This window comes from Nonomuraea sp. NPDC050663 (genome assembly GCF_044456985.1).
Classification (GTDB): domain Bacteria; phylum Actinomycetota; class Actinomycetes; order Streptosporangiales; family Streptosporangiaceae; genus Nonomuraea.
In genome coordinates, this window is sequence record NZ_JBITGL010000001.1 from 759,181 (window position 1) to 773,888 (window position 14,708).

Sequence of the window (14,708 nt, forward strand, 5' to 3'; positions counted from 1 at the left end):
GTCCCGGCCGGCGCACCCTTCATCGTGCCGGGGTGAGCACCAGTTCGCCGATGCGTCCCGCGGCGCGCAGGTCGTCGCCGACCTGGGCGAACCTGGCCAGCTCCGCCGCCGAGCCGTACAGCTCGAAGCGGTCGAGCTCGGACCTGAGCGACAGCTTGCGCGCGGACTTCTCGCCGCGGACGGCCGACAGCGCCGTCCCCGCCGCGGCCAGCAGTTCCGCGTCGCCGCCGTCCGGCAGCTCGTCGGCGGAGGGCCAGCCCGCCAGGTGGATCGAGCCCTCCCGCCACCACGACCAGACCTCCTCCGTCACGTACGGCAGGACGGGCGCGAGCAGCCTGAGCACCACCGACAGGGCGGTGCGCAGCGTGGAGACCGCCGAGGAGTCGCCCGCGTAGGCACGCTCCTTGACCAGCTCCAGGTAGTCGTCGCAGAACGACCAGAAGAACCGCTCGGAGACCTCCAGGGCCGTGGTGTAGTCGAAGGACTCGAAGGCGTCGGTGGCCCGCTCGACGACCTGGCGCAGCGCGGCGAGCAGAGCCAGGTCGAGCGCCCGCGACGGCCGCCCGCCGCCGTCCTCGAACGACAGGATGAAGCGCCCGGCGTTGAGGATCTTGGTGGCTAGCCTGCGCCCGACCTTCATCTGGCTCTCGTCGAAGGGCGTGTCCATGCCGGGCCGCGCGCCCGCCGCCCGCCACCGCACCGCGTCAGTGCCGTACCTCTCCAGCACCCCGATCGGCGTCGTGGCGTTGCCCGCGGACTTGCTCATCTTCCTGCGGTCGGGATCGACCACCCAGCCGGAGATCATCGAGCCGCGCCAGGGCAGCGTGCCGTGCTCGAAGTGGGCCCGCAGCACCCTGCCGAACAGCCACGTGCGGATGATCTCGTGGGCGTGGGTGTTGAGGTCCATCGGGAAGGTGCGCGCGAACAAGTCTGGATCGCGCTCCCACCCGCACACGATCTGCGGCGTCAGCCCCGACGTCGCCCAGGTGTCCATCACGTCGGGATCGGCCGCGAAGCCGTACGGCACGCCGCGCTGCTCCTCGGTGAAACCCTCGGGCACGTCGAGGTTGGGGTCGATCGGCAGCCTCGACTCCTCGGGCAGGATCGGCCGGTCGTGGATCGGCTCCCCGTCGGCGTCGAGGGGGTACCAGACCGGGAACGGCACGCCGAACCAGCGCTGGCGGCTGATCAGCCAGTCGCCGTTGAGGCCGTCGACCCAGTTCTCGTAACGGTGGCGCATGAACTCCGGCGCCCACCCCAGCTCGCGGCCCCTGGCCTTCAGCGTCGCGCGCAGCTCCGGGTCGCGCCCGCCGTTGCGCAGATACCACTGGCGGCTGGTGACGATCTCCAGTGGGAGCTCGCCCTTCTCGTAGAACTTCACCTGGTGGGTGATCGGGCGCGGCTCCTCGATCCCGAGCTCCTCGACGATGCGCCTCCTGGCCTGCTTGGCCGTCAGACCCTCGTGGGGGGTGCCGGGGAGGAACCGCCCGTCCCTGCCCATGATCGCGCGGATCGGCAGGTTCAGCTCGCGCCACCAGATCACGTCCGTCACGTCGCCGAACGTGCAGACCATGGCCAGCCCGGTGCCCTTGCCGGGGTCGGCCAGGTGGTGGCCGAGGACCGGCACCTCATGCCCGTACAGGGGGACGGTCGCCGTCGTGCCGTACACGTCCCGGTACCTGGGGTCGTCCGGGTGCCCGACCAGCGCGACGCACGCCGGCAGCAGCTCGGGCCTGGTCGTGTCGATCTCCAGGTCGCCGAACCTGATCCGGTGGTAGGCGCCGGGCCGCTCGCGGTCCTCCAGCTCCGCCTGGGCGACCGCCGTCTGGAAGGTGACGTCCCACAACGTGGGCGCCTCGGCCTGGTAGGCCTCGCCCCTGGCCAGGTTGCGCAGGAACGCCAGCTGCGAGACCCGCGTGGAGACGGGGCCCACGGTCGTGTAGAGGTGGTCCCAGTCGACCGAGAGGCCCAGCCTGCGCCACAGCGCCTCGAAGGCCGCCTCGTCCTGGGCGATCAGCTCGTGGCACAACTCCACGAACCTCGTCCGGCCCACCTCGGCCGGCGTGACGCCGTAATGGTTCTGCACCCGCCGCTCGGTGGGCAGGCCGTTGTCGTCCCAGCCCATCGGATAGAAGACCGCGTAGCCGCGCATGCGCTTGTAGCGGGCGATCAGGTCGGTGTGGGTGTAGGAGAACACCTGGCCGGCGTGCAGCGAGCCGGAGGCGGTGGGAGGAGGGGTGTCGATGGAGTAGACACGCTCGCGCGGCTGGGAGCGGTCGAAACGGTAGGTTCCCTGGCTCGCCCAGTGGTGGTTCCACTTGGCTTCGAGGCCGTCAAGGGATGGCTTGTCCATGGTTGTTCCATGCGTGAAGGCACGCCGGTCGGGCGTGAAAGGATCGGGGACGCGAAGGCGGCGCCTATCGGCGCATGGCTACTCGCGCCCGGGCGTTGCCGAGGCGCTGCACGCGTGTGAACGATCCTTGAGCCATCACCAGCAGGATAACCGATGGCGGCTGGAAGCCCAGGGCGATTGTTTCTAGGCCATGCGCAGCGCCAGGGCGGGACACATCTCGACGGCACGGCGGGCCTCCTTCGCCATCCAGCCCGGCACCGTCCTGAACGACGGGTAGCCGAACTCGTCCAGGTCGACGAACTCCGGCAGCAGGTGCGCGCAGAGCCCGTGCCCCTCGCAGCGGGTCCAGTCGACGTCGAGCCGGTAGCTGGGCTCCTCCGACGACTCAGGCAGCGGCAGCACACCGCGCACCGGGCGGCCGCAGGTGCCCGACTCCAGGTGGGCGGCGACGTCGTCGGCGAAGGCGTCGAGCGCCGACAGGACGAAGCGGGCGGTGCCGTCCGGGTGGAAGCAGGCCCCGCGCCGCTCGACGGCCCGTACGGCACGGCGCACGGAGTCGGACGAGCCGTGCCCCTCGCACAGCGCGACCAGGGCGCGGGCGACCTCGGGCAGGCCCATCCTGCAGGGGCCGCACTGGCCGGACGACTGGGCGGCCAGGTAGGCGGCCACCCGGGCGGTCTCCCCGAGGGGGCACGTGTCGGAGCCGAGGGGGACGATGATGCCCGCGCCCAGGGTGGCGCCCGCGGCCTCCAGGCCGGTACGGGAGAGCTCGACCCCGGGCGGCGGCGCGGGGGGCGCCGGGGGCGTCTGGGGGAGCGCGGGGAACGGGTCGGTGGGCGCCTGCGACAGCGCGGGGAAGGGGTCGGTGACGGGGGCGGGGAAGGCACCCGTCACCGGGACGGGGAAAGGACCTGTCACCGGGACGGGGAAAGGACCCGTCACCGGGGCCGGGACGAGGGAGAGCACCGCAGGCGCCGCAGGCGGCGGCTCGTACACCGCCGGCGGTGGCCCCACCGCCGATCCCGGCAGCCACGAGCCGTGATAGCCCCCCATGAGCACCCCGTCGCCCGCCTCCAGCGAGCACAACTCCAGCACCGCGGCCAGCGGCGTGCCGTACGGCACCTCGACCACGTGCGTGCCCCCGACGGTCAGCAGCGTGGTGCCGGGCTCGCGCGAGGTGCCCACCGAGGCGTAGCCCTCCACGCCGTGCTCGGCCAGGATCGCCAGCTGGGCGAAGGTCTCGGCGTTCGACAGCAACGTGGGCAGCCCGTCCACCCCCGCGGTCGCCGCGCGGCGTTTGCGCCCGGGAGGCGAGGCGTCCAGCCCGTTGACCCCGCGCACGAGCGCCCCGCCCTCGCCGGTGATGAACCGCTCGGGCAGGCCGACGACGCGGATCGGCAGGTGGGACTCGGCGGCCCCGGCCACGCTGGCGGCGCGGCGCTCGGCCACGGCCGCCTCGACGGAGGCCAGGGGCACGCTGCCGGCGGCGACGGCGACGACCACCTCGCGGGCGTGCAGCGACTCGGCCGCCAGGACCGCGCCGTCGAGCACCAGGTGCGGGGTGCGCACCAGCAGCATCGCGTCCTTGCAGCTGGCGGGCTCACCCTCGGCGGCGTTGACCAGCACGACGCTCTCGCGCGAACCCGCGGAGACGGCGCGCAGCTTGCGCCCGAAAGGGAAGGCGGCGCCCCCGCGCCCGCGCAGATCCACCTCGTCGACCTGGGCGATGAGGTTCGTCAGGTCGCGTGGCGCGGGGGTGCCGTGCAGGGTGCGGTGAGCCGGCAGATCCAGCCGGCGGCAGTGGTCCAGCCCGGCGGTGAGCCGGGCGGGCCCGATGCGCAGGACGGGCGGGACTCGGTGGGGGATCATCGAATCTCCTTGGGTTTGGTACCGCCGGACTTGGCCGCAGGTCGAACAAAGATGCGATAACCGCTTGATCGCCCAGTAGAATCTGAGGCGTGGCGCAGTTGGTGAAGCGGGCCTACAAGTTCCGCTGCTACCCGACGCCCGAGCAGGCCGACGAGCTGTCGCGCACGTTCGGCTGTATCCGCTTGGTCTACAACAGGGCATTGGATGAGCGGACCCTCGCCTACGCGTCCGGTGGTCGCCGAGTGTCCTATGCGGAGTCGTCGGCCGCGCTCACGGCGTGGAAGAAGACCGAGCAACTGGCGTTGCTCAACGAAGTGTCCTGCGTCCCGCTCCAACAAGCGTTGCGGCATCTGCAAGCTGCCTTCGTGAACTTCTTCGCTCGACGCGCCGGATACCCGACGTTCAAGTCCCGCAAGAAGTCGCGCGCCAGCGCGGAGTACACCCGCTCGGCGTTCCGCTGGCGCGACGGGCGCCTCACCTTGGCGAAGATGGACAACCCGCTCGACATCCGCTGGTCGCGTCCGCTGCCCGAGGGGGTGGAGCCGTCCACTGTCACGGTGAGCCGCGACGCGGCCGGGCGTTGGTACGTATCCCTGCTGGTCGAGGAGAAGATCTCGTCGCTGCCGCCGGTTGAGGCGTCGGTGGGTGTGGACGCGGGAATCACGATGCTGGCCACGCTCTCGACCGGCGAGAAGATCGTGAACCCGCGTCATGAACGTGTCGACCGGCGCAAGCTCGCCAAGGCTCAGCGGGCGCTGGCCCGAACGCAGAAGGGGTCGAACAACCGGGCCAAGGTCCGGCGGCAGGTAGCGAGGGTGTACGCACGAATCGCCGACCGCAGGCGAGACCACCTGCACAAGGTCACCACACGGCTTGTTCGCGAGAATCAAGTGATCGCCGTGGAAGACCTGGCCGTCCGTAACTTGGTCAAGAACCGTTCGCTGGCTCGCGCCATCTCGGATGTGAGCTGGCGGGAGTTCCGCTCGATGCTGGAGTACAAGGCCGTGTGGTACGGACGCACGTTGGTGGCGGTGGACCGCTGGTTCCCCTCCTCCAAGTTGTGCTCGTTCTGCGGCGCCGTGCGCGAGTCGATGCCGCTCAACATCCGTGAGTGGCAGTGTGACTGCGGCGCGCGCCACGATCGGGACGTCAACGCCGCGAAGAACGTGCTCGCCGCCGGGCTGGCGGAGAGCTGAAACGCCTGTGGAGCCGGCGTAAGACCCGGGCAGCGCGAGCTGGACGGGCGGCTGGCGGTGAAGCAGGAAACCCCATCCGTGAGGATTGGAGTCTCCCGGGTTCACCCGTGGGGAAGATGTCAACCTGCTCTCCGGTACTGGGCGAGGTCGACTGGAGCGTTGACGGCGGACGCGGCGGGGACGGTGGTGGTGGACGGCTCGGCCGGGGCCTCGGCGGTGACCTCGGGCGCCTGCACCCACTCCGGTACGGCGGGCGGCCTGATCAGCGTCGCCCAGAGCCGGACGAGCAGGGCGGCGCCCACGGCGGCCAGGCAGGCCAGGTAGGCCCAGGTGACCCAGCCCGCGGGGGCGCGTCCCGCGGACAGGCCGTGCATGATCGCCATGGGCCAGGCCAGGTAGGAGGCGCCGTGCAGCACGCGCCACAGGCCGGGCTTGGCCGTACTGGCGAACCGGCCCCGCAGGATGCCGCTGGTGGCGGCCATGAGCACGAGGGCCGCGGCGGCCAGTCCGAGGGCGGAGACCCGGTCGATCTTCATGACGATGTGGATCGTGAGGCAGGCCACCCCGGCCGCGGCGGCGATGCGGTGGGCCAGCTGGACGCGCACCCGGTTGGGCGCGGCCAGCAGCACCCGCTCGCTGGCCAGCAGGCCGAGGGCGACGGTGGCGGTGAGCGAGACGAGCGAGAAGACGCCGACGTAGAAGTCGAGGAAGGCGAGCATTTCCAGGCCGCGAGGGGAGCGGGCCAGCGCGATCACGGACAGGAGCACCGCGGTGAACGAGGCGATCGCGCCGAGCCTCATGTTCCGGGTGTCGAGCGTGGTGGCGTGCCGGGGTTGGCGTCGATGAAGCATGGGTTCCTCTCCCAGGGGTGGCTTGAGGGTGCTGCCCGGGAGGGTCACCTAGCAGCGGCGGCCGCGGTTGATGCAGTTGACGACGGTGGACATCAGCCGGTCGGGCATCACGTTGGCGAAGTCGGCGTGGTCGGTGATCGGGTTGTGCTTCTGCTCGGGGAAGGCATCGAGGGCGTAGGAGGGCCCCGTGGGCACCGAGTACGTGAGGATCATCCGTAGTTGCGGGATGGCGCGCGTGCCGGCCGGACACCTGCCGCCCTGCGGGAAGAGCACGTGGGTGCGGTGGTTGGCGCTGTCGGTGTTCTGGCCGTCCCAGCAGCTGGGGAAGTCGAGGATGCGCACGACCTGGCTGCCGCGCGGGCACAGCGGGTACTTGGTGGTGATCCGGTTGGTGAAGCCGGTGCACGTCCATTGGGCGCGGGCGTTGGCGCCGCCGTTGGTGGCGGCCTTGGCGTCGCCGGTGATCAGGCGCAGGAACCTCGGCATGGCGGTGACCCGCTGGCCGGGGCTGCGGAAGAGCATGATCGCCTGGCGGGGCCTGAGGACGACGCCGACGTTGCCGTCGGGGTCGTCGACGTTGGCGTCGATCTTGCGGTTGCGCAGGACCGGCCAGAAGTAGGTCGAGCGGTCGTTCAGCCGGCAGGTGGTGCCGGCGGCGGCCAGTGACTGGTCGGTGGAGAAGGCGTCGGTCGAGAGGTTGCCGACGTAGTCGTGCAGGTGGTGGGCGCCGTTGCTGACGCCGGGGGCGACGATGAAGTTGTCGGGGTTGTTGTGGCCGTTGCCGTTGGTGCCGCACTGCGAGACGAAGCTGCCGCCGCGGCCGAACAGGTTGGAGTTGCCGTTGGCGGGCACCTGGCGGATGTTGACGAAGTCCTCGACGAACGGGCCGAGGTCGGCGCACTCGTCGTTCGTCTGGGTCGGCGACGGCGAGGCGGAGGCGGACGGGGAGGCGCTGGGGTCGCCGGTGGGCTCCTCGGTGGGCTCCTGTGACGGCTCTGGCGGCGCCTCCTCCGACGGCGTCGGGGTGGGCCTGCGGCGCTGCCCGTCCTGGGACTCCTCCCCGGTCGGCTCCTCCTCGGGCTGGGCGTCGGGCTCCTGCGACGGGTCTGGCGGGGCGAGCGCCCCGGCGTTCTGCTGCTCCTGCCGCGAGTGTCCGGCCGGGTCGCAGTGGTCGGCCAGCACGGGGGCGGCGGTGAGCACGCCCGCGGTGACAAGGCCGCCGGCCAGTACGGCAAGCGCCGAACAGGCGGCAGCCAGGCGTTTCGATCTCATTTGATCCCTCCTGGAAGTGGTGAGGGCGTGGGCGGTTCCGGTAGCGCGAAGTGGTCGACGAGTCCCGTGGACTCCAGGAGCGTCATGTGCCGCATCACGACCACGACGGCCTTCTGGGCGAACTTGCGGATCTCGTCGTTGCGCGTGCCGGCCCGGACCGCGGCCACGACGGTGAAGACCTTGCCGTGGGCGGCCCTGAGCAGGTTGGCGAAGTCCCGGTCGTAGGAGGCGCCGGTCTTCGACGACAGCTGGGCCATCCAGCGCTGCTGGTCGGGGGAGGCCGCGCTGGGCAGGTCCACGCCGAGCTGGGCGGCGACCTTGCGCACCTCGATGTCGAGCTTGGTGTGGTCCTCGACGAGGTGCCTGCCGACGTCCTTGACCTTCTCGCTCTGGGCGCTGGTCTGGGCCTGCTGGCCGGTGGGGATCTCCCACAGGCCCGCCTGCCTTACCTTGATCAGGAAGTCGATGTCGGCGGGCCCCAGGGGGCCGGTCGAGGTGGCTCGCCAGCCCGCTCCGAGGGCGGGCTGGCCGGCCGACGGCAGCACGAGCGCGACGGTGACCACGGCCGCCAGCACGAAGCCACCGAGCATGACCGTCGTGCCGGCGATATCGGCGAATCGTCTTCGCATGATCCGAGGTACGCGGGGTCTGCCAACCCGGTTCACAAGATGTGCACAGATAGTCAGAAATGACTGGAGTTATCAGAGTGACTACCGAGGCGATAACGAAGATGTAAAGATGTGCGCCGTGTTAGCTCACTCCAAGGACGATGGGCAACGCATCGCGCTGCTCTACCAGCAGTTCGGCGGGCCGCTCTTGCGTCACGTGCGCAGATCGACCGGCAATGATCTCCAATGGGCGGAGGATGTCGTCCAGGAGACCATCGTCCGGGCCTGGCGCAACTCCGCACGGTTGCACTGGGAACCCGGGCTCCTTTGGGCATGGCTGCTCACCGTGGCCAGGCGCATCGTCATCGACGGCCGGAGGCGTCGCAGCGCCCGGCCGACCGAGGTCGAGCCGCCGGAGGCCGACACCATCTCGGTGCCCGACGGCGCCGATCGGACCCTGTCGGCGATCGTGGTCGCCGAAGCGCTCGGGCATCTGTCCGACGAACACCGCGAAGTCATTGAACAGACCTACCTGCGGGACCGTACGATAAGTGAAGCGGCGGAGATACTGGGGATTCCGCCGGGCACGGTGAAGTCGAGGCTCTACTACGCGATCAGAGCCCTCCGTGAGCTGCTGCGTGAGAAGGGGGCGGCCGGCTGATGCATCCAGAGGTGGCGGCCTATGTGCTCGGTGTCCTCGACGACGACGAGACCGAGCGCTTCGAACGCCATCTCGACGGCTGCGCCGACTGCCGGCGCGAGATTCAGGAGCTGCAAGAGGTGCCCGCCGCCCTCGACGAACTGAAGGAACAATCCTCCCGCGTTGACGATTAGCCGCTTTTCGGGTGGTATCAGGAACGTGCGTGGGGGAGATGGCATGCCATCAAACAGGCAGTTCGGCGAGGAGGGCGGCCGGCTGTCCTACGGCGCCTACCTCCGGCTTCCCGAACTTCTCGCCCAGCAGGTGCCGCAGTCGCACGCCCCTGACGAGCTGCTGTTCATCACCATCCATCAGGTCTACGAGCTGTGGTTCAAGCTCCTGCTGCACGAGCTCGAGTCCGCGCGAGAAGCCATGTTCAACGACGAGCTGTGGCAGGCCCGGCACGTGTTCCGCCGGGTCCACGCGGTCGAACGGGTGCTGGTCGAGCAGGTGGAGGTCCTGGAGACGATGACTCCCCAGGACTTCCTGGAGTTCCGCGCCAAGCTGGCCCCGGCCAGCGGCTTCCAGTCCGTGCAGTTCCGCGAGCTGGAGTTCCTGTCGGGGCTGAAGGAGGCGCGCTACCTCACGGGGTTGCGCGACGCCAGCGAGGACGAACTCGCCCGGCTGCGCCGCCGCATGGATGAGCCCACGCTGTGGGATGCTTATCTCACCGCCCTCTCTCAGCGCGGCCTGGAGACCTCCGACGAGGAGCTCATGGGGTCGCTGCTTGCGGTGGCGAGGGACCGCAGGACCTACGACGACCTGTGGCAACTGGCCGAAGATCTGCTGACCCACGACGAGACGGCCGCGCTGTGGCGTATGCGTCACGTCCAGATGGTCGAACGGCAGATCGGCACCAAGTCCGGCACCGGCGGCTCCACCGGGGCTCCGTACCTGCGGGGCCGGACGCCGATGCACTACTTCCCGCTGCTGTGGGAACTAAGGGCCTGGCTCTAAATCATGGTTAAACCCTCACAAAGGAGTGAGAGCGACATGCCGCTCGAAGAGGCCAAGGACGAACTGCTCCAGCGGGCGGCGCAACAGTGCGCCGACGTGCCTCCGGAGGAGGCGCTGGCATTTCTCCGGGTCTATTACCGGCACGTCGCGCCCGAGGATCTGCTCGAGCGCAACCCGGTTGACATCTACGGTCCGGCCATGTCGGAGAAACATCTTGCGGAGGTGCGGCCCCAGGGCCGCGCGCTGGTGCGCGTCTACACGCCCACCGTGGAGGAGAACGGCTGGGACCCCGGCCACTCCGTGGTCGAGGTGGTCACCGACGACATGCCGTTCCTGGTCGACAGCGTCACGATGGAGCTGACCAGGCACGACATCGGCGTGCACCTGATCGTCCACCCGCAGATGCGGGTGCGCCGCGACATGACGGGCCGGCTGCTGGGCCGCGGTCAGGAGGACATCACCGGCCAGATGCAGGTCGAGTCGTGGATGCACATCGAGATCGACCGCCAGTCCGACCCGACCAGGCTCAAGGAGCTGGAGGCCGACCTCCAGCGGGTTCTGGCCGACGTACGGCACGCGGTCGAGGACTTCGTGAAGATGCGCGCCCTGGCGGTGCAGACCGCCGAGGACCTGTCCGACAACCCGCCCCCGCTGGAGCCCGCGGCGGTCGAGGACAGCATCCACCTGCTCAAGTGGCTGGCCGACGGCCACTTCACCTTCCTCGGCTACAAGGAGTACCGCCTCGACAGCGCCGAGGACTCCCTGCGCGCGGTGCCGGGCGCGGCCCTGGGCATCCTGCGCGACGACAAGGCCGGGTCCGACAGCTTCGCGGCCATGCCCGCCGAGCTGCGCGCCAAGGCCCGCGAGCGGCAGCTGCTGATCATCACCAAGGCCAACTCGCGCGCCACCGTGCACCGCAGCGCCTACCTCGACTACGTCGGCGTCAAGCTGTTCTCGCCCGAGGGCGAGGTCATCGGCGAGCGCCGCTTCCTGGGCCTGTTCACGCACGTCGCCTACAACGAGTCGATCTCCCGCATCCCGGTGCTGCGCCGCAAGCTCGCCGAGGTGCTCGACGCCGCCGGGCTGACCCCCGAGTCACACGACGGCAAGGACCTCATCGAGATCCTCGAGACCTTCCCGCGCGACGAGCTCTTCCAGACCTCGGTCGAGCAGCTCGTCCCGATCGCCCAGGGCGTGCTGCGGCTGCGCGAGCGCAAGCAGGTCAGGCTGTTCCTGCGCCGCGACGACTACGGCCGTTTCATCTCCTGCCTGATCTACCTGCCGCGCGACCGCTACACCACCAAGGTGCGGCTCAAGATGCAGGAGCTGCTGCTCAAGGCGCTGGGCGGCACCACGCTCGACTACAGCGCGATGATCGGCGAGTCCGCGCTGGCCCGGCTGCACGTGGTCGTGCGCGGCAAGCGCGGCGAGCCGCTCCCGCAGCCGAAGGTGGATGTGGAGGAGCTGGAGTCCCGCCTGGCCGCGATCACGCGGTCGTGGGAGGACGACCTGTCCGACGCGCTCACCGAGATGACCTCCGAGGTCGACGCGCCCCAGCTCGCCAGGCGCTACCAGAACGCCTTCCCCGAGGGCTACAAGGCCGACTTCCCGCCCAAGCTGGCCGTCGTCGACCTCAAGCGGCTGGAGGAGCTGGTCGGGGCCTCACCCGACGAGATCAGCATCAACCTCTACGAGCCCTACGACGTGACCGAGGGCGAGCGGCGGCTGAAGATCTACAAGCTGGGCTCGCCGATCTCGCTGTCGAAGGCGCTCCCGCTCATCCAGCGGCTCGGCGTCGAGGTCGTCGACGAGCGGCCCTACGAGGTCGACCGCGACAACGACCCCTCCACCAAGAACGCCTGGATCTACGACTTCGGCCTGCGCTACAACCCCTCGCCCGAGGTCGGGCGCGAAGACTTCAAGCGCCTGTTCCAGGACGGCCTGTCGGCGTTGTGGAACGGCAGGGCCGCGGCCGACAACTTCAACGCGCTCATCCTGATCGGCGGGCTGACCTGGGAGCAGGTCGAGATCCTGCGGGTCTACGCCAAGTACCTCCGCCAGGCGGGCTCCACCTTCAGCCAGCGCTACATGGAGCGGGTGCTCACCGGCAACGTGCGCCTGGCCCGGCTGCTGGTCAGCCTGTTCGAGGCGCGGCTCGACCCCAAGCGCTCGGAGGAGACGCGCCGCGAGATGGCCGAGGCGCTCACCGAGGAGATCCTCGGCGCGCTCGACGAGGTGGCCTCGCTCGACGAGGACCGCATCCTGCGCGCCTACCTGGAGATGATCCAGTCGACGCTGCGCACCAACTACTTCCAGCAGGGCCCCGACGGCAAGCGCAAGCCGTACATCTCGCTGAAGCTCGACTCGCAGGCGATCAGCGTGCTGCCGCTGCCGCGGCCCAAGTACGAGATCTTCGTCTACTCCGCGCGCGTCGAGGGCGTGCACCTGCGCTTCGGCAAGGTGGCCCGCGGCGGCCTGCGCTGGTCCGACCGCATGGAGGACTTCCGCACCGAGATCCTCGGCCTGGTCAAGGCGCAGATGGTGAAGAACACCGTCATCGTGCCGACCGGCTCCAAGGGCGGGTTCGTCGTCAAGAAGCCGCCGGTGTCGGGTTCTCGCGAAGACGTGCTCGCCGAGGGCGTGGCCTGCTACCGGATGTTCATCTCCGGCCTGCTCGACGTCACCGACAACCTGGTCGAGGGCTCGGTCGTGCCGCCGCCCGACGTCGTACGGCACGACGGCGACGACACCTACCTGGTGGTGGCGGCCGACAAGGGCACCGCGACCTTCTCCGACATCGCCAACAGCGTGGCCAAGGAGTACGGCTTCTGGCTGGGCGACGCCTTCGCCTCCGGCGGCTCGGTCGGCTACGACCACAAGGCGATGGGCATCACCGCGCGCGGCGCCTGGGAGTCGGTGAAGTACCACTTCCGCACGACGGGCGTCGACATCCAGTCCACCGACTTCACCGTGGTCGGCATCGGCGACATGTCGGGCGACGTGTTCGGCAACGGCATGCTGCTGTCGCCCCACATCCGCCTGGTGGCCGCCTTCGACCACCGCCACATCTTCGTCGACCCCGAGCCCGACTCGGCCACCACCTTCGAGGAGCGCAAGCGCCTGTTCGAGCTGCCGCGCAGCTCGTGGGCCGACTACAACGCCGAGCTGATCTCCGCCGGCGGCGGGGTGTGGCCGCGTTCCGCCAAGTCGATCCCGCTGTCGCCGCAGCTGCGCGCCGCGCTGGGCATCGACGGCAACGTCAATGCGATGGCGCCCAACGACCTGATCAACGCCATCCTCAAGGCGCCGGTCGACCTGCTGTGGAACGGCGGCATCGGCACCTACGTCAAGGGCGCGGGCGAGTCGAACGCCGACGTGGGCGACAAGGCCAACGACGCCCTGCGCGTCAACGGCGTCGACCTGCGCTGCAAGGTGGTCGGCGAGGGCGGCAACCTGGGCCTGACCCAGCTGGCCCGCATCGAGTTCGCGCTCAACGGCGGCCTGGTCAACACCGACTTCATCGACAACTCGGCGGGCGTCGACACCTCCGACCACGAGGTGAACATCAAGATCCTGCTCGACGAGGTCGTGCGCGACGGCGAGCTCACAGACAAGCAGCGCAACCAGGTCTTCCGCGAGATGACCGACGAGGTCGCCGCCCTGGTCCTGCGCGACAACTACGCGCAGAACGTGGTGCTGGCCGCCGCCCGCGCCCAGGCCGTGGAGATGCTCCACATCCACGCGCGCTACCTGCGCAAGCTGGAGCGCGACGGGCTGGTCAACCGCGAGCTGGAGTTCCTGCCGTCCGACAAGACGCTGGCCGAGCGGCGCCAGGCGCGGCTCGGGCTGACCGCGCCGGAGTTCTCGGTGCTGCTGGCCTACACCAAGCTCGTGGTCGACGCCGAGCTGCTCGCCTCCGACCTGCCCGACGACCCGTATCTGGCCTCCTGGCTGGTGTCGTACTTCCCGTCGGCGCTGCGCGAGCGGTTCCGCACCTACATGGACGCCCACCCGCTGCGCCGCGAGATCATCACCACCTGCGTGACGAACGAGCTGGTCAACTCCACCGGCACGTCGTTCATGTTCCGGCTGGGGGAGGAGACCGGCGCGTCGGCCTCCGACATCGCCAAGGCCTATCTGGTCACCCGCGAGGTCTTCGACCTGCCCAGCTTCTTCCGGGCCGTCGAGGAACTCGACAACAAGGTCGACACCGCCACACAGATCGCCATGCTGCTGGAGGCGCGCAAGCTCTGCGAGCGCGGCACCCGGTGGCTGCTGACCAACCGGCGGCCCCCGCTCGACCTGGCCGGCTCGGTCGCCTTCTTCGTCAAGGGCGTCAACGGGCTGCTCACCCACATTCCCAAGCTGCTCACCGGGCCCGACCTGGCCGCCTTCGAGGAGCGGCGCGACTCGTTCGTGGCGCGTGCCGTACCTCTGGAGCTGGCCGAGCGGGCCGCGGCGATGGTGCCGGCGTACTCCACCTTCGACCTGGTCGAGACGGCCTTCGCGGCCGGCAGGCCGGTCGGCGAGGTGGCCGAGGTCTACTTCGACCTGGCCGACCGGCTGCAGCTGGCGCGCCTGCGCGAGCGCATCATCGCGCTGCCCCGCGACAGCCGCTGGAACTCCATGGCGCGCTCGGCGCTGCGTGACGACCTCTACGCGGCGCACTCCTCGCTGACCCGCGACGTGCTCGCGCAGAGCACGACCGGGCAGTCGCCCGAGGAGCGGCTGGGGTTGTGGACCGAGGCCAACTCGGCGGCGGTCTCGCGGGCCAGGCAGACGTTGTCGGAGATCTGGGAGAGCGACAACTTCGACCTGGCGACGCTCTCGGTGGCCCTGCGGGCCATCCGCACCCTGGTGGCGTCGAGCGGCCTGCCGCACACCGAGGCGTGAGACGGAGGG

9 protein-coding genes and 1 pseudogene are annotated in these 14,708 nt (G+C 70.0%); 5 read left to right on the forward strand and 5 right to left on the reverse strand.

Annotation, left to right across the window (positions count from 1 at the left end; all coding sequences use genetic code 11):
- Positions 1-19 precede the first annotated feature (19 nt).
- Both valS and ACIBH1_RS03730 read right to left on the reverse strand, forming a co-directional pair.
- Positions 20-2,353 carry a valine--tRNA ligase gene (gene valS, locus ACIBH1_RS03725; protein WP_397312003.1) on the reverse strand — a complete coding sequence of 778 codons (2,334 nt, stop codon included), beginning with the start codon at positions 2,351-2,353 and terminating at the stop codon, positions 20-22.
- 183 nt (positions 2,354-2,536) lie between these two features.
- Positions 2,537-4,222 (reverse strand): NADH-ubiquinone oxidoreductase-F iron-sulfur binding region domain-containing protein, encoded by a 1,686-nt coding sequence (locus ACIBH1_RS03730; RefSeq protein WP_397312004.1) that lies wholly within the window; start codon positions 4,220-4,222, stop codon positions 2,537-2,539.
- An 89-nt stretch (positions 4,223-4,311) separates the two neighbouring features.
- On the opposite strand from ACIBH1_RS03730, the pseudogene ACIBH1_RS03735 reads away from it, so the two are divergent.
- A pseudogene (locus ACIBH1_RS03735) lies at positions 4,312-5,487 on the forward strand (RNA-guided endonuclease InsQ/TnpB family protein); the annotation flags it as partial.
- 50 nt (positions 5,488-5,537) lie between these two features.
- Here the strand turns inward: ACIBH1_RS03735 and ACIBH1_RS03740 are convergent.
- The 3 genes from ACIBH1_RS03740 to ACIBH1_RS03750 are packed head-to-tail and all read right to left on the reverse strand — an operon-like array spanning position 5,538 to position 8,170.
- Positions 5,538-6,269, reverse strand: a complete 732-nt coding sequence (locus ACIBH1_RS03740; protein ID WP_397312005.1) for a hypothetical protein — start codon at positions 6,267-6,269, stop codon at positions 5,538-5,540.
- A gap of 48 nt (positions 6,270-6,317) precedes the next feature.
- On the reverse strand, positions 6,318-7,541 hold the full coding sequence (locus tag ACIBH1_RS03745) for a DUF1996 domain-containing protein (RefSeq protein ID WP_397312006.1): 1,224 nt from the start codon (positions 7,539-7,541) through the stop codon (positions 6,318-6,320).
- On the reverse strand, positions 7,538-8,170 hold the full coding sequence (locus tag ACIBH1_RS03750) for a DUF4142 domain-containing protein (RefSeq protein ID WP_397312007.1): 633 nt from the start codon (positions 8,168-8,170) through the stop codon (positions 7,538-7,540). The genes ACIBH1_RS03745 and ACIBH1_RS03750 overlap by 4 nt, the downstream gene beginning before the upstream one ends.
- Positions 8,171-8,279: 109 nt before the next feature.
- Here ACIBH1_RS03750 and ACIBH1_RS03755 point away from each other — a divergent pair, with 109 nt between their 5' ends.
- The 4 genes from ACIBH1_RS03755 to ACIBH1_RS03770 are packed head-to-tail and all read left to right on the forward strand — an operon-like array spanning position 8,280 to position 14,699.
- Positions 8,280-8,810 (forward strand): sigma-70 family RNA polymerase sigma factor, encoded by a 531-nt coding sequence (locus ACIBH1_RS03755; RefSeq protein ID WP_397312008.1) that lies wholly within the window; start codon positions 8,280-8,282, stop codon positions 8,808-8,810.
- Positions 8,810-8,983 (forward strand): zf-HC2 domain-containing protein, encoded by a 174-nt coding sequence (locus tag ACIBH1_RS03760; RefSeq protein WP_397312009.1) that lies wholly within the window; start codon positions 8,810-8,812, stop codon positions 8,981-8,983. Before ACIBH1_RS03755 ends, ACIBH1_RS03760 begins: the two co-directional genes overlap by 1 nt.
- Before the next feature lie 43 nt (positions 8,984-9,026).
- Complete coding sequence (locus tag ACIBH1_RS03765) at positions 9,027-9,806, forward strand: tryptophan 2,3-dioxygenase (protein ID WP_397312010.1); 780 nt, start codon at positions 9,027-9,029, stop codon at positions 9,804-9,806.
- A 36-nt stretch (positions 9,807-9,842) separates the two neighbouring features.
- A complete protein-coding gene (locus ACIBH1_RS03770; RefSeq protein ID WP_397312011.1) occupies positions 9,843-14,699 on the forward strand; it encodes an NAD-glutamate dehydrogenase in 4,857 nt (1,618 codons plus the stop codon).
- Positions 14,700-14,708 lie beyond the last annotated feature (9 nt).